At 69.7% G+C, this 22,649-nt stretch carries 20 protein-coding genes; 15 read left to right on the top strand and 5 right to left on the bottom strand.

Annotation, left to right across the window (positions count from 1 at the left end; translation table 11 throughout):
* The first annotated feature begins 248 nt into the window (after positions 1-248).
* From JQN83_RS27045 to JQN83_RS27010, 8 genes are all read left to right on the top strand, one after another.
* The gene (locus JQN83_RS27045; RefSeq protein ID WP_208569976.1) at positions 249-1,445 is read left to right on the top strand and encodes an extracellular solute-binding protein; all 1,197 of its coding nucleotides are present in this window, start codon (positions 249-251) and stop codon (positions 1,443-1,445) included.
* Positions 1,442-2,563, top strand: coding sequence for an ABC transporter ATP-binding protein (locus JQN83_RS27040; protein WP_307799755.1), 1,122 nt, complete (start codon positions 1,442-1,444; stop codon positions 2,561-2,563). The genes JQN83_RS27045 and JQN83_RS27040 overlap by 4 nt, the downstream gene beginning before the upstream one ends.
* Positions 2,560-3,474 carry an ABC transporter permease gene (locus JQN83_RS27035; RefSeq protein WP_208569975.1) on the top strand — a complete coding sequence of 305 codons (915 nt, stop codon included), beginning with the start codon at positions 2,560-2,562 and terminating at the stop codon, positions 3,472-3,474. Before JQN83_RS27040 ends, JQN83_RS27035 begins: the two co-directional genes overlap by 4 nt.
* Positions 3,471-4,361, top strand: coding sequence for an ABC transporter permease (locus tag JQN83_RS27030; RefSeq protein WP_208569974.1), 891 nt, complete (start codon positions 3,471-3,473; stop codon positions 4,359-4,361). Before JQN83_RS27035 ends, JQN83_RS27030 begins: the two co-directional genes overlap by 4 nt.
* Before the next feature lie 28 nt (positions 4,362-4,389).
* Complete coding sequence (locus JQN83_RS27025; RefSeq protein WP_208569973.1) at positions 4,390-5,505, top strand: Gfo/Idh/MocA family protein; 1,116 nt, start codon at positions 4,390-4,392, stop codon at positions 5,503-5,505.
* The gene (locus tag JQN83_RS27020; protein ID WP_208569972.1) at positions 5,502-6,428 is read left to right on the top strand and encodes a DUF6807 domain-containing protein; all 927 of its coding nucleotides are present in this window, start codon (positions 5,502-5,504) and stop codon (positions 6,426-6,428) included. The genes JQN83_RS27025 and JQN83_RS27020 overlap by 4 nt, the downstream gene beginning before the upstream one ends.
* Positions 6,422-7,135, top strand: coding sequence for a cupin domain-containing protein (locus tag JQN83_RS27015; protein WP_208569971.1), 714 nt, complete (start codon positions 6,422-6,424; stop codon positions 7,133-7,135). Before JQN83_RS27020 ends, JQN83_RS27015 begins: the two co-directional genes overlap by 7 nt.
* A gap of 199 nt (positions 7,136-7,334) precedes the next feature.
* The gene (locus JQN83_RS27010; RefSeq protein ID WP_208569970.1) at positions 7,335-9,080 is read left to right on the top strand and encodes a hypothetical protein; all 1,746 of its coding nucleotides are present in this window, start codon (positions 7,335-7,337) and stop codon (positions 9,078-9,080) included.
* A 330-nt stretch (positions 9,081-9,410) separates the two neighbouring features.
* On the opposite strand, the gene JQN83_RS27005 is transcribed toward JQN83_RS27010, so the two are convergent.
* From JQN83_RS27005 to JQN83_RS26995, 3 genes are all read right to left on the bottom strand, one after another.
* Entirely contained in the window at positions 9,411-9,761 is a 351-nt protein-coding gene (locus JQN83_RS27005; RefSeq protein ID WP_208569969.1) for a hypothetical protein, read from the bottom strand.
* A gap of 215 nt (positions 9,762-9,976) precedes the next feature.
* A complete protein-coding gene (locus JQN83_RS27000) occupies positions 9,977-10,819 on the bottom strand; it encodes an ABC transporter permease (protein ID WP_244253306.1) in 843 nt (280 codons plus the stop codon).
* Entirely contained in the window at positions 10,816-11,727 is a 912-nt protein-coding gene (locus JQN83_RS26995) for an ABC transporter ATP-binding protein (protein WP_208569968.1), read from the bottom strand. Before JQN83_RS26995 ends, JQN83_RS27000 begins: the two co-directional genes overlap by 4 nt.
* 131 nt (positions 11,728-11,858) lie before the next feature.
* Here JQN83_RS26995 and JQN83_RS26990 point away from each other — a divergent pair, with 131 nt between their 5' ends.
* The 6 genes from JQN83_RS26990 to JQN83_RS26965 all read left to right on the top strand — a co-directional run bounded on the left by JQN83_RS26990 (position 11,859) and on the right by JQN83_RS26965 (position 17,989).
* The gene (locus tag JQN83_RS26990) at positions 11,859-13,070 is read left to right on the top strand and encodes a sensor histidine kinase (RefSeq protein ID WP_208569967.1); all 1,212 of its coding nucleotides are present in this window, start codon (positions 11,859-11,861) and stop codon (positions 13,068-13,070) included.
* Entirely contained in the window at positions 13,067-13,723 is a 657-nt protein-coding gene (locus JQN83_RS26985; RefSeq protein ID WP_208569966.1) for a response regulator transcription factor, read from the top strand. The genes JQN83_RS26990 and JQN83_RS26985 overlap by 4 nt, the downstream gene beginning before the upstream one ends.
* A gap of 306 nt (positions 13,724-14,029) precedes the next feature.
* Positions 14,030-15,198 (top strand): IS3 family transposase gene (locus JQN83_RS26980; protein ID WP_208569994.1). Its coding sequence is split into 2 segments (ribosomal slippage): positions 14,030-14,314 and positions 14,317-15,198, totalling 1,167 coding nucleotides; the frame shifts between segments, so codons are not numbered across the junction.
* A 169-nt stretch (positions 15,199-15,367) separates the two neighbouring features.
* A complete protein-coding gene (locus JQN83_RS26975; protein WP_244253305.1) occupies positions 15,368-15,934 on the top strand; it encodes a hypothetical protein in 567 nt (188 codons plus the stop codon).
* A gap of 136 nt (positions 15,935-16,070) precedes the next feature.
* Entirely contained in the window at positions 16,071-16,478 is a 408-nt protein-coding gene (locus JQN83_RS26970; protein ID WP_208569965.1) for a hypothetical protein, read from the top strand.
* A complete protein-coding gene (locus tag JQN83_RS26965) occupies positions 16,475-17,989 on the top strand; it encodes a hypothetical protein (RefSeq protein WP_208569964.1) in 1,515 nt (504 codons plus the stop codon). The genes JQN83_RS26970 and JQN83_RS26965 overlap by 4 nt, the downstream gene beginning before the upstream one ends.
* Before the next feature lie 68 nt (positions 17,990-18,057).
* Here JQN83_RS26965 and JQN83_RS26960 read toward each other — a convergent pair whose 3' ends face one another.
* The gene (locus tag JQN83_RS26960; protein ID WP_208569963.1) at positions 18,058-18,888 is read right to left on the bottom strand and encodes an SAM-dependent methyltransferase; all 831 of its coding nucleotides are present in this window, start codon (positions 18,886-18,888) and stop codon (positions 18,058-18,060) included.
* Between the two features lie 180 nt (positions 18,889-19,068).
* On the opposite strand from JQN83_RS26960, the gene JQN83_RS26955 reads away from it, so the two are divergent.
* Positions 19,069-19,989, top strand: a complete 921-nt coding sequence (locus JQN83_RS26955; protein WP_208569962.1) for a DUF6545 domain-containing protein — start codon at positions 19,069-19,071, stop codon at positions 19,987-19,989.
* A gap of 45 nt (positions 19,990-20,034) precedes the next feature.
* Here JQN83_RS26955 and JQN83_RS26950 read toward each other — a convergent pair whose 3' ends face one another.
* Positions 20,035-22,488, bottom strand: coding sequence for an EAL domain-containing protein (locus JQN83_RS26950; RefSeq protein WP_208569961.1), 2,454 nt, complete (start codon positions 22,486-22,488; stop codon positions 20,035-20,037).
* Positions 22,489-22,649 lie beyond the last annotated feature (161 nt).

The following is a 22,649-nucleotide window of genomic DNA, read 5'->3' as shown; positions in this document are numbered from 1 at the left end:
CTTTCGGGGGTTCTGCACCGGATTGCCGGCGACGCCGCCCGCCGCCCGCCGCCCGTCGGCAGGTCACCGCGCCCGGTGTCCGGGCGTGGCCCGCCCGGGTCCACCCGGTTCCCGTCTGCAACCGATGACCATCGGAGCCGGCCCGAACGGGACGGGCCGTCCCTCCGCTGGTTCGTCGCGCCCGACCGCCGACCCGGTGACCGCCGCCGGCGCCGACCCCCACAACGCTACGACCAGGAGAACCGTCGATGAGCAGATCCCGTCCCGCCGCTGTGGTGACAGTCGTCGCCCTCGCGGTCGCGCTCACCGGCTGCGCCGCCCCCGGGCGCGCTCCGGTCGCGGCACCGCCGACCGGGGTGCCGGACCTGCCGACCAGGCCGGTCGTGCTGCGCATCCTGGACGTCTCCGGCGTCCTCGCCCTGACCAGACCGGTCATCGAACGCTTCGCCCAGGAACATCCGCAGCTCGTGTCGTCGGTACGGTACGAGAGCGGCACACCCACCGATGTCGTCGGCAAGCTCTACGCCCAGCAGCAGTCGGGCAACGTCACCGACGACCTGGTCCTCACCGGCACCGAGGGTCTCTCCCTGCTCGCCAAGCAGCAGACCGTGGTGCCCCTGCTGCCGGGCTACGCCGCCGCCCTGCCCGACCCGGCCGGCGTGATGACTCCGGCCGCGCGGCAGCTGCAGGACGCCCTCAACGGCAACGCAATGATCATCTCGGGCCAGCCGGACGGCCCGGTGCTCGCGTACGACACGCGGACCGTCGCGCATCCACCGCGCACCCCACAGGAGCTGCTGACCTGGGCGAAAGCACATCCGGGACGGTTCGGGTTCGCCGCCGTGCCCACCGGCAGCGGGCCGGCCAACCAGTTCGTCGACGCGCTGCCCCACATGCTCGGCGACCCGAACCCGGCCGACCCGGCGACCTGGACGAAGACCTGGGCCTATCTGGCGGAGCTCAACAGATACACGGCGCCGTACGCCACCAAGACGGTCGACACCTTCGACGCCCTCGCCAAGGGATCGCTCGACATCGTGCTCAGCGAGACCGGCTTCGACGTGCAGATGAAGGCCAAGGGCGTGCTCGGCGACCAGTTCGCTCTCCAGGCGTTCGACGACCCGGTCACCATCGAGGTCGCCCAGTGGGCCGCCGTACCGAGGGGGGTGGACCCGGACCGGCTCGCCGTCGACCTGGCCCTGATCACGTATCTGCTGGAACCCCGGCACCAGGCGATGACGATCCCGTTCCGCGCCGCCTTCCCCGTCCACGGTGTCGACCTTTCCATGGCCACCGCCGACGCTCAGGCCCGCTACCAGCGGCACGGCAGCCCGGACTTCAACCGGCGGCTGCTGGCCACCGCGCAGGTGCGCAACCCGGTGGTGGGCGATCACGTGCAGGTGAAGTACGACATCTGGAACAGGTCGATCGGGTCGACGAAGTGACCGGCCGGGGCTGCGGAGGCGCGCTGCGTATCGACGCCCTGCGTCGGGAGTTCGGCTCCTTCACCGCGCTGGAGGGCCTTGAGCTCGACGTGCCCGCAGGTGAGTTCGTAGCGTTGCTGGGCCCGTCCGGCTGCGGCAAGTCGACGGCGTTGAACCTGCTGGCCGGGCTACTCGATCCGACCACCGGCACGATCAGCCTGGACGGGCGGCGCATCGACCGGCTACCGCCGGAACAGCGTGGTATCGCAATGGTCTTCCAGAACTACGCGCTCTTCCCCCACCTGACCGTCGCCGACAACATCGCCTTCGGCCTGCGGATGCGGGGGTGCCCGAAGCCCGAGCGGGCCGAGCGGGTGCGGCGGGCCCTCGACCTCGTCCGGTTGCGGGCGCAGGCCGACCGGTATCCCCGCCAGCTCTCCGGCGGCCAGCAGCAACGGGTGGCGATCGCCCGCGCCGTCGTGGTCGAGCCCCGCCTGGTGCTGATGGACGAACCCCTGTCCAACCTCGACGCGAGCCTGCGGTTGGATCTACGCACCGAGATCCGGGCGCTGCACCAGCAGCTCAGCCTCACCACCATCTATGTGACGCACGACCAGACCGAGGCGTTGTCCCTCGCCGACCGGCTGGTGGTGCTCCGCGACGGCGCGGTCCAGCAGGTCGGCACACCCGCCGAGGTGTACGAGCGGCCCGCCAACGCGTTCGTGGCCGGGTTCGTCGGCTACCGCAACAGTCTGCCGGGGACACTGACAGGCGGGGTGTTCGACGCCGGCGACCTGGTGCTGCGCGTCGGTGGATACGGCACCGACCGGCCCGCCCCGGGCCCCGCCGTCGCGATGATCAGACCCGAGGATCTGCTGCTCGTCCGGGAACCGGCCGCCGGCTCCGGCAACGAGGTGCCGCTCGACGTGCGGGTGTGCGAGTACCAGGGCCGGGGTTTCGCCATCGAGGGCAGCGGACCCGGTGGCCAACTCCTGCACTGCCGGTCGGACCGGTCGTTCCGGCCCGGCGAACGGGCGGTCGCCGTCGTCGCGCCGGACCGGGTCCGGCTGTTCGCCCGGCCGCAGACGGAGACACCGACGCCCGACCGGGCCCTGCCGGTCGACGGACAGCCGTCATGAGCGCGAGCGGGCCCAGCGGGGATCACCTGCTGCGGTGGCGGGACCGTGCCCGTCGGCGGGGCGTCACGCCGACGGTGTGGCTGGTCGTGCCCGGCGCGCTGTTCATGGTCGTGTTCTTCGTCTACCCGGTGTGCTACGGCGTCGGGCTGTCCTTCCAGGGCACCCAGGGCTGGTCCTCGGCCTATCGTGACTTCTTCGCCGACCGGCTGGTCAACAACCACGGCAGCCGCAGGTCGATCCTGATCACGCTGGAGCTGGCGCTCGCCGCCTCGGTCGTCAACGTCGTGCTGGCGGTGCCGATCGCCTACCGGATGCGCGGCCGGGTCCGGGCCAAACGCGCCCTCATCGCTGTCGTCCTGGTCCCCATGACCCTGGGCACCGTCTTCGTCGCCTCGGCGATGAAGGAGTTCCTCGGCCCCTCCGGCTGGCTCAACCGGGCGTTGCTCGGCATCGGGGCCATCGAACAGCCGCTGCCCCTGGTCGGAAACGTCACCGGAGTGCTGCTGTCGCTGGTGTTCACCGGGCTGCCCTTCGCGTTCCTGCTGATGGTCGGCTACACCTCAGGCATCGACCCGGGCCTGGACAAGGCCGCTGCGGTCTGCGGCGCGCGGCCCGCCCAACGGTTCTGGCTGGTGACCTTCCCGCTGCTGCTGCCCGGGATGACGATCACGTTCTGCCTCTCCTTCGTGCTGGCGTTCGGGGTGTTCCCCTCCGCCACCCTGGTGGGCAACGACGCCGGTCCCACCCGCGTGCTGTCGAAGGTCGCCTACACCGAGTACAGCTACGGGCACTACCCGACCGCGTCCGCCGCCGCCGTGGTGATGGCGGTCGTCCAGTTGGCGGTCCTCGGCCTCGTGCTGTCGGCACGCGGGCTGCTGCACCGCGGGCCCACCACCGGAGGCAAGGGATGACCGACGTCGCCGCCACATCCACCGGGCAAGCCGCCCCGCCCCCCGTCGGGGCCGCACGCCGCCCGCCCGGGTACACCCTCACCGGCGCGGTCACCTGGGGCGGGCTGTGGGTGTTCGTCGGGGGTCTGCTGCTGGCCGTGGCCAGCGTCCTGCTCGCCTCGCTCACCACGCAGCTTGCCGACGGCTGGTTGCCGCGCGGCTACACCACCCGCTGGTACACGCAGTCGTGGACCACCTTCGGCCTCGGACGGCTGCTGGTGACCACCGTCGAGGTGGGGGTGGCCGTCGTGGCGGTGACGCTGGCGGTGGCACTGCCGACCGCCTACGTGCTGGCCCGGCTGACCTTCCCCGGTCGCCGGTTGCTCCTGCTCCTGTTCCTCGTGCCGCAGGTGGTGCCCGTCATGACCTACGCCGTGCCGTTGGCGACCCTGGTCTACCGGCTGCGACTCAACGACACGCTGGCCGGGATCGTGCTGGTGAACCTCGTCCCGGCCATCCCGTTCGCGGTGCTGGTGCTCCTCCCGTTCGTGGAGCAGGTCGATCCCCGCATCGAACAGGCGGCCCGGGTCTGCGGTGCCACCAACCGCCGGGTCTTCGTGCACATCCTCGGTCCGCTGCTGGTGCCCGGCCTGCTGGCAGCCGGTGTCCTGACCCTGGTACGGGTCGTCGGCCAGTTCGAACTGACCTTCCTCGTCTCGGGCCCGGACAGTCAGACCCTCGTCGTCGCGTTGTACGGCGCGGCGGTCCAGGCCGGGGAACTCGCCTCCCAGGAGATCAACGCCATGGCGACCGTCTACATGGCGACCACCCTCACGTTGCTGCTCGTCGCCCTGCGGGTGGTCGATCCGACAGCGGTCGCCGCGCGGGACGGACGGTCCAGCCGATGAACCCCACCAGCGCGAAGGAGCACACCGCATGACAGGTCGGGACGGACGCATCCGGGTGGCCGTCGTCGGGACCGGCGGCATCGCCACCGGCAGTCACCTGCCCACGATCCAGGCGCACCGGGACCGGGTCGAACTGGTCGCCGCGGTCGACGTGGACCCCTCCCGGCTCGCGCAGTTCTGCGCCCACGCCGACATCACCGCCGGTTACACCGAGGTCGACGAGATGCTCGCCGCGCAACGTCCGGACCTGGTGCACGTGTGCACGCCGCCGGCCGAGCACGTCGGGCAACTCGAATCGGTCCTCGCCGCCGGCAGTTGGGCCTGGGTGGAGAAGCCTCCGTGCCGCACACTCGCCGAGTTCGACCGGATCACCGCCGCGGAGCAGGCCAGCGGTGCCTACGCCTCGGTGGTGTTCCAGCACCGGTTCGGCTCCGCCGGAATGCACGCCGCTGACCTGATCGCCGCCGGTGAGCTGGGCCGTCCGCTGTTGGCGCAGTGCACGACCGCCTGGTACCGCCCGCCCGCCTACTTCACCGTCCCCTGGCGCGGTAGCTGGGCGTCCGAGGGCGGCGGCCCGACCATGGGACACGGCATCCACCAGATGGACCTGCTGTTGACCCTGCTCGGCCCCTGGGAGGAGGTGACCGCGCTGGCCGGGCGGCTGGACCGCGACGTCGAGACCGAGGACGTGTCGTTGGCCCTCGTCCGATTCACCAACGGCGCGCTGGCCAGCGTCACCAACAGCATCCTGTCACCTCGTGAGGAGAGCTACCTACGGATCGACCTGTCCGACGCGACAGTCGAACTGACCCACCTGTACGGCTACCGCGACAGCGACTGGACGTACACCGCCGCCCCGCACGTGCCCGAACAGCGCCGTCAGCGGTGGCGGACGCCGACGCCCGACGTGCCCAGTTCGCACGCCGCCCAGTTTCCGCTGCTCCTGGCGGCGTTGCGGGCCGGTACGCGTCCACCGGCCAGCGGAGCCGGTGTCCGGAGCACCCTCGAACTCGTCACCGCCCTGTACCAGTCGGCCCTGACCGGTCGGGCGGTACGGCGCACCGAACTCGTCCCGCAGAGCCCCTTCTACCACGCCCTGCATGGCGACACGGCCGGCTGGGCGCCGGCAAGGAGCAACGCATGAACCGCAACATCCCGGCCGACGTGGCTCTGCGGGTCCGGCACGACGTCGGTACGGCCGTCACCGTCAGCATCCGCGACCAGGAACTGGTGTCCTACGTGTACGGGGCCGAGACCGACCCGTGGGAATGCCCGGCGCCCTTCTTCCACCCGGTACGCACCACCGCCGGCAATCTCGTCTCGGCACACCGCCCGCACGACCACCGCTGGCACAAGGGTGTCGCCATGACGATCTCCCATCTGTCGGGGGAGAACTTCTGGGGCGGCTACAGCTACGTGCGTGACGAGGGCTACCAGCGGCTCGACAACGTCGGGTCACTACGCCACCAGGCGTTCTCCCGGTTCGACGTCGGCGTCGACCGACTCGACCTCACCGAGCAGGTGCACTGGCACAACGCCCGGGGCCGGCCCTGGATCGAGGAACACCGGGACATCGCCGTACACGGCGTAGACGAGGTGGCGGGCATCTGGGAGCTCACCATCGCCAGCGCGCTGACCAACGTGAGCGGGGACGCGCTGGAGATCGGCAGCCCCACCGTCCTCGGCCGGGAGGCGGCCGGCTACAGCGGCCTGTTCTGGCGTGGGCCACGGGATCTGACCGGCGGCACCATCCTCGCCGCCGGTGGTCTGGAGGGACCCAGTGTGATGGGACAGCGGGCGGCGTGGCTCGCGTACACCGGCCCGCACGATGTCGTGGACGCGGCCTCGACCCTGGTCGTTGTTCCCGACCCGTCCGCCGAGGACAGCCCGCCCGTCTGGTTCGTGCGCAACGAGCCCTTCGCGGCGGTCAATCCGTCGTTGGCGTTCGCGGAGGAGGTGGTCCTGCCGGCCGGGACGACCCTGTGGCGTCGGTACCGCGTCGTCATCGCCGACGGCGTCTGGACTGCCGGTCGCGTCGAGCGGTACCTGGAGGACCACCCGTGGTGAACCTACCCAACGGCATCGGTGTCTCCGGGCTCGAGGTCTATCCCTGGGCGGCATCCGACGGCTGCCACGGCGGCTCACCACACCTGCACACGGCGTGCACCGAGGCGTACGTGGTGGTCGGTGGGCGCGGCGAGTTGCACACCCTGACCCTCGCCGGCCCCGCCACCACACCGCTGCTGCCGGGGACCGTCGTCTGCTTCACGCCGGGCACCGTGCACCGGGCGGTCAATCTCGGCGACCTCAGGGTGGTGGTCATCATGGAGAACTGCGGGCTACCGGAGGCCGGAGACGCCGTACTCACGTTTCCGCCGGAGGTCCTCGCGGACCCGGCCGCATACGCCGAGGCTGCCGATCTCGGACCGGAACCCACCCACTCCCCCGCGGCGGGGCGTCGCGCCCGCCGTCGCCGCGATCTCGCAGTGCAGGGCTACCTCGCGATCCAGCGGGACCTGGCTAGCGGTGACACCTCCTCGCTGCGGGCCCTGTACGACGCCGCAGTGTCCCTGACCAGTGCCCGGACCACCCAGTGGCATCGCATTCTCGACGCCGGTCCGGCCGCCTCCCTCGCTGAGGTACGACGCCGCCTGCGCTCGCTGGCCGAGGGCTCCGGCACCCATCTGGCCGAGGCCAAGGTCCACTCGCAGGCGGCGCCCGAGCCCGACCGGCGTCCGTTCGGCATGTGTGGCCGGCTCAGCCCCTACCGGTGACGTGAACGCCGGGCCGGTCAGCCACTCCACCACCGGTGCAGGCTTCCCGCCCGAACCACGCACCGCGCACCGCCGCACCACGCACCGCGCACCGCCGCACGGTGCGCGCTCCGACCGCCCGTCGACCTCCGACGGGCACCTCCCGTCCCCGGATCTCTCCAGGAGGAGACCGATGTTCTTTTCCCGTACAGGACGACCGGTGACCGCTGCGGCCGTCGGTGTCCTGGTGGCCGCCGGCATGGTCACGGTCACCACCGACGCCGCCTCGGCGGCAGCCACCACCACGATCACCGTCGACTACGGTTCCGACCGGGGAGCGGCCACCCAGATCGCCAGCGGCTTCCTGCACGGCATCTCGGCGTCCGCGCCCGCGCAGTATCTCGTCGACGGTGTCAGGGTCAGGTCGCAGCGCGGTGCCGACCACCACCCGAACCTGCCGAGCCTCTACGACCCCGCCACCTACCGACGGGTCTCGGCAACCGGCGCGAACCTGCGGGTCGGCCTCTACTACTACTCGGCGAACCCGAACAGTCCGTACCGCAACTACCGCCCCGGTGACAACGGCAACTTCAGCACGTGGACGACCATCGTCAACGGGGTGATGTCCGAAGCGGAGCAGAAAGGCTACCGGGTCAACGCCTGGATCCCCTGGAACGAGCCGGAAGCGCAGTGGGGAAACCTCTACACCACCACCTACTTCCAGGCACACAAGGTGGCCTACGACGCGGTGAAGGCACGCAACTCGTCGTACCGGGTCGAGGCACCGGAGCTCAGCGCCTACAACTTCACCAAGCTCCAGCAGTTCCTCACCTACTGCCGCGACAACCGCTGCCTGCCCGACGTCCTGTCCTGGCACGAGCTGAGCCCGGCCCCGACGGACGTGCCCGGACACACGGCGCAGATCAGAAGCTGGATGCAGGCCAACGGCATCACCCCGATGCCGATCGCGATCACCGAATACCAGGGCAGCAGCTACGGCAACGCGGACGCCTGGGCGGCGGGGCCGAACGTCCGCTGGCTGGCACAGTTCGAGCGCAGCGTCCCCAACGGTCTGGAAGACGCGTTGGCCTCGGACTGGGACTACATCGGCAGCGACGGCAACTTCATCGCCACCCTGGGAAACTCCGCCGACAAGGCGACCGGCACGCTACCCAAGGGTGTCTGGTGGAGCTACAACACCTACAAGACGATGACCGGCCGGATGGTCACCGTCACCTCGTCGTCCGCGACCACTGTCGACGCGCTGGGGTCGTTGGACACCGGCCAGCGCCGCGGTGTCCTGCTCATCGGCAACCAGACCACCGGTGACCAGGGGGTCTCGCTACGGCTGAACAACGCGTCGGCGCTGGCGTTGTCCAACGTCGTGCACGTACGGGCGGAGCGGGTGGCCAACACGCCGACGCTGTCCACACCGACGGTCGTGCTCGACGCGGACGTGGCCCTGTCCTCGGGCGGCGTCACCCTCGCGCTCGGCACGCTGCCCACCAACGCCGTGTACAAGGTGCTCGTCACCCCGGCCACGGCGAGCGCGCCGGTCACCAGGTACGAGGCGGAGTCGCTGTCGACCGCCGCCTCGCCCGGCCTGACCAGCCGGGTCTTCACCGAGGCCGGCGCCAGCGGTGGCGCGGCCACCGCCCTGGACGGGACCGCAGGGGGTCAGTATCTCCAGTTCACGCTCCCGGTGAGCACGTCCGGGGTGTACGACCTGCGTGCAATCCTCAAGAGCAACGCCAACCGGGCGTTCCAGGCCCTCTACCTCGACGGCGTCATGGTCGGTCCGCCGCAGGACGAGTACGGGAACGCCGCCTACTATGCGGCCGACTACGGCACGCTGTCGTTGTCCGCGGGCAACCACACCCTGCGGGCCGTGGCGGTGGGCAGGAACCCGGCATCCAGCGGTTACAGCATGGTCTACGACCGGTTCGACCTGGTGCGGGTCGGCTGACACCGCAACGGCGGGCGGAGTGCCGCGCCGTCGGTGGCGGCAGGTCCGGGCCTGGTGTCGGCGGTGTCCGCGTCGTCGGGACCAGGCTCGTTCCGTGCTGGGCCGTGGTCCGTGGTCCGTCGTGCGGTGGGTGTGGTGGAGAGGCTCGGGACCGGTCGGGGTACACCTGGTTCCGGCCGGTCGGGTAGGTCGTCCGGTTCATGCCGCCGCACGACCCGGGCCAGGATCGCCGGACCGCTCAACGTGGCCGGCCCTGCGCCTGGCTGTCGGTGTCGCAGGCGAGTTCCACGAGGCCGCCGAGCTCGGCCGGCAGCTTCGGTTAGAGCGGGGTCAGATCGAAGCCGGAGGCGCTGGTGCGCAGCAGTTCCTGCTCATCGGCGATCGCTTGGGCGAACCGCAGCACGTCGGCCGGTCGCGGTTGATCGAGTCGAGCAGGTACCGCAGCTCGCCGGCCCTGTCCTCCCGGATGTTGATGAAGTAGCCGCCGCGCAGGTCCGGGTTCGCGCTTGCCTCGACGTGAGGCTGCGGCGACTGCAGATATGACTCCAGAAGCGGCTTGTGCAGGAATGCGAGACTCATCGCCGCCTGCACCGGTGAGATTGTGTGCGGCTGGGCGACGAAACGGTCGACCAGACCCTCGATGATTATCTTCGGACGGAGAACGAGATTCTCATCAGCCATCCGCAACCCTTCCGTCAAGAGCTCATACGTTGATCGTTCGCCGGAAAGCAGGGCGACAGTGCCGTGTAGCGAAAAACTGGCTCATCGGACAGCGCCCGAAACAGAGGCTGTCCCGAAAGCAACTTGCGACCAATAGAAACGACCGCGCCGGCCCGGAAAGCCGCGGGCCGGCGCGGTCAAGTGGGTAGTTCCAGCAGTTGTACGGTGCTCGCCGGTCAGTGGTCCCGGCGCTTCACGACCACCACCGTGAGGATCACCGCGACGATCGCCCAGACGGCGCAGACGGTCCACGCGCCGGAGACCGGCCACGGGTGGGGCTGACTGCCGAACTCGATGTCGGCGATGCGCATCCACGCACGGTAGGGCGTCAGGTGGCCGAGCACGGCGGTGGCGTATGTCTGCCCGCTGAGCGAGATCGGTACGAGCAGGTAAGCGACCACGAACACGCTGATCGTAGCGATGCTGTGCCGCAGGAGGACACCGACGGCCATGGCCACCAGCGGGGCGAGCGGCGCCATCAGCACGGAGGCGAGCACCCGTTCCGCCACGCCCGGATCGGTGATCGACAGACCCACGTCCTTCCGATCGAGGATCGCCTGGGTGGCGAAGAAGGACCCACCGATGACCACCAGGCCGTACGACGACGACACCGCGGTGACGACGACCAGCTTCGCCGCCATCACCGCGCCACGCGCCGGTACCGCCGTGAAGGTGGACCGGATCAGCCCGGTGCTGTACTCACCGACCACGACGTTCACGCCCAGTGCGCCGAGCGCCAGCATGAGCGCGAGGAACGACGAGGGGGTGAAGGCGTCGGACATCGCATACCTGGTGAAGTCCGCGCGGGCGGCTGCCGAGAAGCCCTCCAGATTGGCATAGTCTCCGTACGCCGCGTAACCGTTGAAGGCGAGAATTGCAACGCCGCTCATCACCAGCGTCCAGGTCGTCGAACGCAACGACCAGAACTTGATCCACTCGGCTGCCAGCAGATCCCGGAAACTCGCCAGAGCACCGGTGTTGGCACTGCCCGGCACCGCTGCGGTCGTCGACCCGGTCATTGCCTCCTTCCCGCCCGGTACTCGACGCTGCCACCGGTCATCTTCATGAATGCCTCCTCGAGGGAAGGGACCTGCGGACTCAGTTCGTGCAGTGGTATGAATCTCGCCAGAGCCAGGTCGCCGATGTCACGGGCGCTCATCTGCTGCACCGCAAGCGCCCCGTCGGCCTGGGTGGTGACCTTCGCACCGGCCTCGGCCAGCGCCGCGGACAGCGCCGTAGGGTCGGGAGTCCGCACCGTCACCGACGGCATCCTGCCGCGGGCGGCGAACTCGACAAGCGTTTCGGCCGCGATCAGCCGCCCTCGGCCGACGACGACCAGGTCGATCGCGGTGTGTTCCATCTCCGACATGAGATGGCTGGAGACCAGTACCGTGCGGCCTTCGTGGGCCTTCCGGTGGAAGAGCCCACGCACCCACCGCACGCCCTCGGGATCGAGACCGTTGAGAGGCTCGTCGAACAGCAGCACGGGCGGGTCTCCGAGCAGGGCGGCGGCGATTCCCAGGCGCTGTTTCATGCCCAGCGAGTAGGTCCCCACGCGCCGCGCCGCGACGTCGGCCAGGCCCACCTCCTCCAGCACCTGCCGCACCCGGTTGCAGCCGAGGCCGTTGCTGCGGGCGAGCGCGGTGAGGTGGTCATGCCCGGTGCGGCCGCCGTGCACGTCACGGGCGTCCAGCAAGGCTCCCACGTACCGCAGGCCCCGAGGGTGGGTGTCGAACGGCACCCCGTCGATGGTGGCCGTGCCGCGGGTCGGCCTGCTCAGCCCGACCAGGAGGCTCAGGGTAGTCGTCTTGCCCGCACCGTTGGGACCGAGGAATCCGGTCACCCGCCCCGGCCGTACGGTGAAGGACAGGTCATCGACGGCCGTGGTCTCGCCGTAGCGTTTCGTCAGTTGCTTCACTTCGATCACGAGAACTACCGTGCCGATTCGGGCGGCCCGACGCGTCCGTCCGGGGCTGACACTTCGGCCAGTGCATGTCATCCCAGGTTGTACAGCCGTGGTCCGATGTCCCCGGAAAGCCCGGCGGCTAGATTTGCGTCGTGCATGCGGTGCCGAACGTCATCCTCACCCGGCTCGGATCGTTGCAACTGGTCGCCCCGCTGATCTTCCTTTCATGGCTGTTGACGGCATACCCGTGGGCCTGGTTCCTGACTGACCCACCCGAGGAACGCTGGTCGTCGCTGTTCCCGCCGGGCATCCTCGCCGCCACCGTGGCCCAGGTGGTCCTACTGGTGGCCACCGCCGCAGCGCTGGCCGGCAGCACCCGGTTGTGCCGGTTGCCCCTGCCCGCCTTCGGGCTACTACTGGTCAGTATCGCAATCCCCACCCTGGCGTGGCAGCGGCCGGAGATCTGGGCGCCGCAGATCATCCCGATCGACATCGCCCTGGCGGCCCTCACGCTGTACTCCACACCCCGGGTGACGCTGACCGCGGCCAGCCTGGCGCTGGGTCTGCTCGTCACCTGCCTGATCACACGCTGGGTACTGCTCGGGGAAGGCGGCACCCCGTCGGAACCGGGCATGGCACTCACGTTGGGAACGGCCGTCCTCATCGGAACGGTGATCCGGCAGCGACGGGCCCACGCCGCAGCCACGCTCAGACAGGCCTCCGCCGAGGCGGTCAACGCGGAACGGCTCCGCATCGCCCGCGATCTTCACGACATGGTGGCGCACAGCCTCGGCGTCATCGCACTGCAGGCAGGGGCGGCGCGCCGGGTCATGCGCACGCAACCGGAAGCCGCCCGGGAAGCGGTCCACAACATCGAGAAGGTCGGCCAGGAGACGCTGTCCGGCCTGCGCCGGGTCGTCTCCTCGCTGCGCGACGTCGACCCCGACCGGCCGGACCTCCCCACGGCGCTGCCCTCGCTGACCACCCTCGACGAACTCGTCGCCACCACCCGGGCGGCAGGTGTCGACATCGACGTGAGCCGGCAGGGCGAGCCGCAGGCCCTGCCCATGGAGATCGATGCTGCCGCGTATCGCATCGTTCAGGAGGCTGTGGCCAACGTGATCCGTCATGCCGAGACCGACGCCTGCCGGATCATGATCAGTTTCCGCGAAGGCGGGTTGTTCGTGGAGGTGGTCGACGACGGAACCGGTCGCGGCCGGCGGCCCAGGGCCGGGTTCGGGTTCGGGCTGACCGGTATGCGGGAGCGGGTCGAGATGCTCAACGGCACGATCGTCACCGGCCCACGTCCGGAGGGCGGCTTCCGGGTGGCGGCCCACCTACCCATCCCGGCGGACGCCCGATGACCATCGGGGTTCTGCTCGTCGACGACCAGCCGCTGGTCCGGTCAGCCCTGCGCATGGTGGTGGCGGAGGTCGACGACATGGCGATCGCCGGTGAGGCGGAAACCGGCGAGGAAGCAGTCCGGCTGACCCGCGAACTGCAACCGGACGTCGTCCTGATGGATCTGCGGATGCCCGGGATGGGCGGCATCGAGGCCACCGGACAGATCGTCAGCCTGTCACCCGAGACACGGGTGCTGATCCTGACCACCTTCGACGAGGACGACCACGTGTTCGGGGCGTTACAGGCCGGCGCCGCCGGGTTCTTGATCAAGGACATGCCGCTGGACGACATCCTCGACGCCATCCGCACCGTGGCGCACGGCGACGGCCTTCTCTCCCCGAGCGTCACCCGTCGCCTGATCAAGCATGTCGTCGACACCCCCACCGCGCCCGCTGTCCCCCGCCGACTGCTCTCCGGCATCACCGGACGAGAACGAGAAGTGCTCACCCTGGTGGGGCGGGGCATGTCCAACTCCGAGATCGCCGACGAGCTACGGCTGAGCCACGCCACCGTCAAGACCTACATCACCCGACTGCTGAGCAAGCTGGGTGCCCGCGACCGGGTTCATCTGGTCATCGCCGCCTACGAGGCGGGCCTGATCACGGTGGCCTGATCGGAGGACCCGGCATTGAGTATGCAGCTCTCGATGGCCAGGAAGGGATACGAGCCCTTCACGCAACGTAGGCCCGCCGGGACTGCAAGGAGTTGATGGGGCAGGGCTGGTGTCCGCAGAGCCGGTTGGGCGCGAGCGCACGCAGCCGGCCACGTCATCACGGCGAGCTACGGCGTGGTGCAGATTGTTGACGGCCAGCCTCGAATTCATACGCGAGTCGAGGCAGGAGCCGACGATCGGGTCTGCTGCACCGATAGGTGACATCTGAGATGGCTTGCCCTGGTGGCGGGCTGGAAGGATGTCGCTGTGCCCAAGCCTTACCCCCGAGAGTTCCGTGATGACGTCGTGCGGGTGGCCCGCGACCGCGAGCCAGGTGTGACGGTCGAGCAGATCGCGAAGGACTTCGGGGTCCACCCGATGACGTTGTTCAAGTGGCTGCGCCAAGCCGACGTTGATGCTGGCGCGAAGCCCGGCACGACCGGTGGCGAGTCAGCCGAGCTGCGCGAGGCCCGCAAGCGGATCCGGTTGTTGGAGCAGGAGAACGAGGTCCTGCGGCGGGCCGCGGCGTACTTGTCGCAGGCGCATCTGCCGGGAAAAGGCTCTACCCGCTCGTGAGCGAGCTGGCCGCCGACGGCATCCCCGTCGCGGTGACGTGCCGGGTACTGAACATCGCTCGTCAGCCCTACTACCGGTGGCTCGCCCGGCCTGTCCGCGACGCCGAACTCGTCGCTGCTTACCGCGCGAATGCCCTGGTCGACGCCCACCGCGATGACCCGGAGTTCGGCTACCGGTTCCTGATCGATGAGGCCCGCGCCGCCGGAGAGTCGATGGCAGAGCGCACCGGATGGAAGATCTGCTCGGACAACGGCTGGTGGAGCGCCTTCAGCAAGCGCAGGAAGCCCGGCAAGGGCGGCAAGGCCGGTCCACCGGTTCACGACGACCTCGTCAAGCGAGACTTCACCGCCGACGGCCCGAACCGGTTGTGGCTGGCCGACATCACCGAGCACCGCGCCGGTGAGGGCAAGCTCTACCTGTGCGCGATCAAGGACGTGTGGTCGAACCGGATCGTCGGCTACTCCATCGACTCACGGATGAAGTCCCGCCTGGCCGTCACCGCGTTGCACAACGCCGCAGCCCGCCGTGGTGACGTGGCCGGCTGCGTGCTGCACACCGACCGCGGGTCGCAATTCCGCAGCCGAAAATTCGTCCACGCCCTAAACCAGCACGACGTGACCGGGTCGATGGGCAGAGTCGGCGCCGCCGGCGACAACGCCGCCATGGAATCGTTCTTCGGCCTGCTGCAGAACAACGTCCTCGACCGCCGAACCTGGACGACCCGGCAGCAGCTCAGGACCGCGATCGTGACCTGGATCGAACGGACCTACCACCGCCGCCGACGCCAACGATCCCTGTCCCGGTTGACCCCTATCGAGTACGAGACCATCATGACCCCACCGGCCAGTCAGGCCGCGTGACTGAAACTGTCACCTATCGGTGCAGCAGACCCCCTCGTCCAGCGCTGGGCGAGTTGCGGGGAGGTCGAGGCTACGGCCTCGCTTGGCCTACCTCGGCCTTACGCTGGCGGCGGTTGTCGCGCTCGTAGCTGGTGCTGCGCTTGTCAGAGTCGCGTGGCCGGGCGATTCAGTGCCCCATCGGACGGCACCCGCTCCGATCTCTTCGAGTGCAGAACACACCACCAAGGCCGGCGGGGCGTTCGGGCAGCGCCAGGCTGCCGCCAACCGGTCCCGGTTCCGGGATCAGGCGGCCAGCGAGTTCGCCGGGCCCTGGTTGAGCCGAGTCGGCGACTGCACCGCCGTCACCGGTGTCGGCGGGCCGCGACCCGGGGCGGGCGAGGCGAGCCGCACCCGCTGCGCAGCCGGCATCATCACCACCTACTGGATCTCGTACCGCAGCATCGCCGACCGCGAGCACGCATTGGCTCACTACCGGAAGCAGTCTGCCGAGGCATGGCGGTTGACGCCCGGCGCCGGCTCGTCCCCCGACGGGGAAACCTCGGGCGCCTCCGCTGGTACGCACTACGTGGAGTACGCCTACGTGGTTCCGAGTGGTCAGCGGGCGGGTCAGGTCGTCGCTGCCATCTGGTACAGCGATCCCGTCCAGCCTGTCGCCGGGATTTTCCTGGCCTACTGGTCCGACGGTCTGGGCTCCTCGTGGGAGCCGCTGCGCGACTTCTGGAGGCAGCGAGGTTGAGACGACCGAGCGTGCCAACCGCTGCCCTACCACGCGCACCAGCCTCGACAACCGCCGCCTGTGGACAGGGGATCGACGTCCACAGCTGCTACCCGTTGACCGATCCGCCCGCTGAAGACGAGGCAGGGTAACCACCATGACCGAAGACGTTCTCCGTGCCGCTCATCGGGTCCTCTCGCTGGGACCGGATCCGGACGGCGTCGAAGCCCGTGCGGCTCTGCGTCTCGCCTGTCGTACGGCGGATGCCGCCGCCGACGACGCGACGACCAATCAGGACCGGTGGACCTTCGCCAGCCTGAGCATCGCCGAAGGCATCGACCGCCTCGCCGAGGGCCTTCCTGACGAACCGCTCCCTGACACCGACCCACCGGATCTGGCAGGGGTTGCCGAAGCTGCCGTCCGCGAACCACTCCGAGCGCTTCTCACGAGCCTTTCCGCCCTCTATGCCACCGCCGCCGATCGTCCCGGCGGGCCGCCGTGGCGGCAACTGGCCTGGGCTGCCGTCACACAGCATCTGGACCGTGCCCTGCGGGAACTGCCGTGACCTACGGTCACCACCTCACCCGGGCGGCTACCGCGCTCGCCGCCGCGCACCTCGCGCTCCGCCAGCCCGAGGCGGGCAGGATCACCGACCATGCCGCAGCGGCAGTAGCGCGCACGCACATTTACCGGGCACTTCAGCGGCAGGTGGCGCGGCTCGGCGGTGGAAGCGATCAGGAGGGGGATCGGCTGCTCGGACGCGCCACCGAGAAGACCACGTCTGATCTTCCGCTGCCGCCACCGTCCCACCACCCCGTCGCCGTGGCGTTACGACGGGCCGCCGATGCGCTCCGCGCTGCCGGTGAGATCGTGGACAGCCAGTTCGACCCGTCAAGCGGACGTCCCCGGTCTTCGCAGGGTTACGCGATCCTCGCCGGAGTCGACAGGTCCCAGAACCTCATGCAACTCGCCCGGCTCGCCCGCGCGGCCGGCGAGGTTGATCGTCCGCTCGCCCGGTGGCTGGCAGTCGGATATGGCCAAGGCAGCCAGCAGTCCGTCGTCCGGACGACGATCGAGGACGCGCGCACCGCTCGCGCCGTTCTCTATCCCGCTGTGCGTGCCGTCAGTGCCGGGCCGCTCGCGCAGAGCCCTCTGCGTGATCTTGAGCCGCCGCTGCTCACTGACAGTGCCGGCCGCTGGACCACTATCAGTTCACCCGTCGATTGCGTCATCGCCCTGGATGTCACGCGCACCTGGCTCGTGCAACACCCACGCGACCTCACCGCCGCCGACCTGAGGGTGCTCACCCGCAGCAGCCTGGCGTTGACCTATGAGACCGGGTACCTGCTCACCCAAACTGCTGGCCGGGATGTGCCAGCCGGCGCGATCGATTCTCTCGCCGCGGGGTGGCGGATCGCCTCGCGAGCAGCAACCGATTTGCAGAGCCTCACCACCTCCGTACCGGGAGTGGGGCCGGCCGTGCTCGCTGCCGCCGAACTCTGGCTCCGCGAGCAACTCCGACCCGACGGCGGGTGGCGTGACCCCGATCAACTCCGTGTCAGCGCCGATGCCGACGGTTGGCGAGGCATCGGCGTCGCACTTGCCGGACGGTTGCCGGATCTCGTCACCCTGGTGCATCGCGCCGCGAGGGCCGCCCTGCACCGCGGTGATCTCCTCGAGCCCACATCCCACCGACTCGCCGAGGCCAGCGCGGCCGTCGGGCGGTCACGATGGATCAGGGCCACCATCGGCAGTCCCCGGGGCGTTCAGCTTCTCAGCGCCACCAGCCAGTTACGTCGCAGCGCCGGCAGGATCGCCCGTGAGGCCGGCATCAGGGTTTTGCCAGGCATCCATGAGTACGACCCGCAGAACACGACGAACCGCGCACGCCGTCACCCTGCGGCTGCCCCGGTGGCCTCCGTTGTTCCTCAGCAGGAGCTACCAGCCACGTCGTACCGCAATCCGCTGCAGACCCGGCAGCCAGGGAATCATCAGCAGGCCCGAGGTAGGCGCCAGCCTGAAGAAGCGCAGGAGGCTGCTGCTCCAGTCCGGGATCGGGAGATCCTCAGCCCGTAGGGACGGGCGGTGAAGCTGGCTCGCCGGCACGAACACCGGAGGCCGGGTGCTCGGGTCTGCGACCGCCGTCAGCGGGTGGCCACGCCGCCGAGCATCGGGGAGCTGGTCCCGGCGATGGCGTAAGGGTCGGGTTCGCTGAGTTCCGCGCGCCAATGGGTGAGCGAAACCAGGCCCGGCGGCAGCAGTGTGAGGTCACCGAACAGGGCGGCGAGCTGGTCGCTGGTGCGAGGGATGATCTCGGTGGCGGCTTGGGTGCGGTAGACGTTCTTGGCCTTCGCGACACCGGTCGCGCCGTAGGCCTCGGTGACCGTCGTGCTCAGGTGCGAGATGACCATCGCGCTACCGGGGGCGAGTCGGTCGCGGATGGGGGCGATGACGGCGTCGATCTGCTCGTCGGGGACCTGCTGCAGGACGGAGCAGTACAGCAGGGCGGTGGGCTGGTCGAGATCGATCACCGTGGCGAGGTCGCTGTCATCGAGCGCGCCGACGATCTGTGTGGGACGGGTGAAGTCCCCCTCGATGGCCCGGCACCCCGGGCTGCCCATGAGAATCTCGTTGGAGGCGACGACCGCCACGGGGTCGATGTCGACGTAGAGCACTCGGGTGGCGGGATTGATGGCCTGCGCGATCTCGTGGACGTTGCCCTGGGTGGGGATGCCGGAGCCCAGGTCGAGGAACTGCGTGATGCCCGCTTCAGCGAGCACTCGGACCACCCGACGCAGGAACAGGCGGTTTGACAGGGCCACGTTGGCGGCGTCCGGCACGACCTGGAGGAGCTGCCGGGCGGCCTCGCGGTCGGCGGGGAAGTTCTGCTTGCCGCCGAGGAGGTAGTCATAGATCCGGGCGACGGTAGCTCGCCCTCCGCCTGCGCCGTCCCCATCGTGCTTCTGGTCGACCATTGCTCACCCCGTCCCGGTGGATGCACTGCCAGCCATCGGTGGCGTCCATTGAAGAGAGGCAGCCTAGTCGATCAGGCGTTCCGGCGAGGTCCCCAAGATTTCGGGCATCCACGGCCGACCATTCGGACGCTACACTCTGATCTTTAGTCGGGCACTGACCGTAGTGTCGCGGAGGTGGGGATGCCCTGGGCTCGGCTTCGTCTCGCGCGACGGCTCCGCAAGCTCGGTGTGCCGCCGCCGCCCGCTCCGTACACCGTGGACGCCTGGTGCGAGGCGATCGGCCAACGTCGAGGCACTCCCCTGGAGATCCGCGAGTTGCAGCTCGAGGCAGAGATGCCGCCCAGCCTGCTCGTCCAGGCCGAGTGGGCCGACTTCATCATCGTCGACGCCGCCCTACCGACACTGGCGCGTACGCAGGCGGTGCTGCACGAGGTCGCGCACCTGGTGCTCGATCACAGCGGCGACGTGCTGCACCAGGACGTCGAGGTCGATGCCGCGATCGAGGCGGAGGCCGAGCTCGCCGCCGACCTGCTGTACGAGCAGATGAACCGTGCCGCCGCCTCCGCCAGCCGCGGTGCACCCGAGGCGAGGGCGACCAGGCGGTCGGACATGTGGTGGAGGGATCGCAGCGCCGACTGGCACGTCAACCAGCTGTGGCTGACCCTGCGGGAGGGAATGCCCGACGCGAAGATCGTCAGCATCAACGCCGGAGGTCAGGTGCCGGTGGAGGTCGGTGGCCGCCGGCACCGGCACCGCCGGGTCGTCGAGGTCCACGATGCGCTGCGGCGGTTACGCCCCTGGTACAGCGAGCCGGTGTACGCCAGCGCGGAGCGGCGGGCCGTACGCTATCGGCTCGATCCTGGTTCCGTGGCCGCCGTCGCTGAGGCCGCCGCTGTCGCCGTCGCCCTACGCCGCCGCCAGGCCAACCTGTTTCACGCCGAGGAGGAGACGCAACACTCAGCCCAGTCCCCCGATCTGCCGGACGTGCGCGCAGAGACCCGCCGCCTCGCCCGGATCTCCCGGGCCCTGCACGACTCGCCCCTCGTCCGCGCCGAGGTCGCCCGCTGGGTCCCCGTCACCGTCGTGGGCGACGCCGGGTAGCCCGTCCCGCCAGCAGGGCTTGCCGTTGGCCCGCCCACCGTGTCGTCAGCGGGGCGGGCCGGCAGTCGTGCCGGCCCGGTGTAGCCGCGGGATCGGCGCCCGGATGGGCAGCACGTCCGGCTGCCACAGCGTGGCGTGGCCACGGACCTGGCTGGGGAACATCTCTCCGCCGAACAGCGGGCCGCTACCCAGCGGGCAGCCGAGGGCTGCCAACTCCCGTCGCTCGTCCTCGACGGTGATGCCCGGGGCGATGACCGACAGCTCCAGGTCGATGGCGAGGTCGATCGCCGCGCGGATGACCGATCGCGCCGGTCGCCATCCCGCGTCCAGCGCGTACGCCGGATGCAGACGCAGGAAGCTCCAGTTGGCGGCGTTGAGCGATTCGATGCTGCCCTGGATGCTGCCGTAGTTGTCCAGCAGCAGGCGTACGCCGTGCCGCTGGAGCACGTCCGTGGTTCCCCGGCTGGGCAGGCCGGTGGGTTCCGCAATCCCCAGCACCAACGACGAGCCTGTCACCCCGTGCGTAAGCAGCAGGTCCTGCAGCGCCGCGACGAAGTCGGGTGTGATGGCGCGGCCGGGCACCGGCACGATCAGCCCGGCCCGGGGAAGCACCTCTCGCCAGGTTGCCGCAGCCGTCAATGATCGAAAAATGATCTTGTGGGCGAGAGCCTCCAGGCCACCCTGGTCGGCCACGAGCTGATAGACATGCTCGTCGGCGACCAGCACGTCATGCCGGGAGTAGAGCACGCGCGGGACGGACTGCACCATTATGATCTGGCCGGTGGTCAGGTCCACGATCGGCTCGACCGAGATCGACATCCGCGCTTCCACCAGCTCGTCGACGAGCGAGCTGCTGTGCACGGGGGCGGGTTGGTAGGAGACCAGACGGTCGTGACCGCCCCGGATGGCCTGCCACATCACCCGCTCCGCAGCAGCGAGCAGATTCGCGACGTCGTCGGCGCTGCCGGAGGTCATTCCTGCGCTCGCCCGCACGCCCAGAGCCTGTCCGTTGACGGTGACCGGCCGGCGTAACGCCGCCACCGCCCAGCACGCTCGCTGATAGGCGGCTTCCTTCGGGACTCCCCGCAGGACGAGGGTGAATTCGGCGTCGCCGACGCGTCCGACCACCGAGGCCCGGTCCCTTGCGGCATAGCAGAGCCGCGCGGCGAGCTCGTTGATCAGTAGCAGGGCGCGGTCCCGGCCGATGGAGTCGGCTACGAGGTGGTAGTTCTCCAGGCGGATGGCGACCACGTGACACACCGTGTCGTCGTTCGTCTCGACGATGTGCGAGAGCAGCGCGGGTCGATTGCGCAGGCCGGTCTCGGGGTCCTGGGTGGCCGCCAGCTGATGCCGCCGCGCCTCCTGCGCCAGCAGGTCGTACGCGCGGGCGTTGTCGACGCTCGTCGACAGCGTCGCCGCAAAGGCCCGCAAGGTGGCCTGCTCCCGCACCGACAGGACGTCGCTCCTCCCGGCCAGGTGTAGCCGCATGGCGCCTTGCAGCCCGGCCGCGTCTCCCCCGATCTCGTGCCGCACCACGCTCCGCGAGCCGGCAGCATCGCCGACACCGTCGGCCGGACCGTCGTAGACGACCCGGGTATCACCGACGGCGCCAACTGCGCGCACCAGCCGCCTTCCACCATCGATCTCGATGTCCGCCGCGCGGGCGCTGAACAGGTCGACCGCGCCGGCGGCAGCGGTACGCAGGACTACATCCAGGTCGCGGGCGGACAGGGCGTCGCTCAGCGCCGCCAGGTGCTCCCAGGCACGCCGTTCCTCCCGAATCCGCAACCGGTGGGTCACTGTGAAGTACAGGATGAGCATCACCACGGGCAGTGCGATCAGCGCCCGCCTGTCGATCACGGCGATGACCGCGACGATTCCGGCAGTGACGATCTCCCCGACAGCGACGATCAGGCGGATCCGCCACAGGTACCGCGCTACGACGCTGAACGGTCGCCTCGTCTCCAGGGTCACCGCTGCAGCGGTCGTCAACTCCTCCAGAACCAGCACCGTCACGGCGGCCAGGAGGAAGGCGACCAACTGGCGGAGCAGACCCGGACCGTCCAGGTCGGGCTCGGTCAGGACGGGCCGGAGACCGAAGGCGAACATCACCAGCCCCGCCACCGCTGAGGTGACGACGTCCATGCTCGTGTTGTGGACGGCCTTGTGCAGGCCCGAGGAACGTGGATAGCGCGTCACGAGCCGCGCCAGGGTGACTCCGACCGCCGTGCAGAGGATCAACCAGGGCACTGGCAACGCGGAGGCGCAGACCAGGCAGGCGGTGGGTGTCAGCGTGATCCGCACCGGCATGCGCGAGGGCAGCGGGGCCGGAAGCACCGCGCCCAGCGCCATGAGCGCCACGCCCATCAACGGATACAGGGGATGGAGAGGCGCCGGCTGCCCGACATGGACCACGGCCCACACCAGGCATGCCAGCGCCGCAGCGAAGATCACGGAGGTCAACAGGCCCAGCGCCCATTTGTCACGCTGGATTGGCATTGATCAGGCCCCCGCTGTCATCGGCTCCAGCCCTTCCGAAGAGATCGACCACAGTAGCAGCCCAGAACGATCATTCAGTTCCACTCGATGCCCTTGCGCATGGCGACACCTCCCCGACGTATCGACATCACACTGAACTTATTGCCGCGCATAGTCGGCTA

Origin of the sequence: Micromonospora antibiotica (assembly GCF_017599305.1) — a bacterium.
In the GTDB taxonomy this organism is placed as follows: domain Bacteria; phylum Actinomycetota; class Actinomycetes; order Mycobacteriales; family Micromonosporaceae; genus Micromonospora; species Micromonospora antibiotica.
This window is presented reverse-complemented; position numbering and strand designations above follow the sequence as displayed.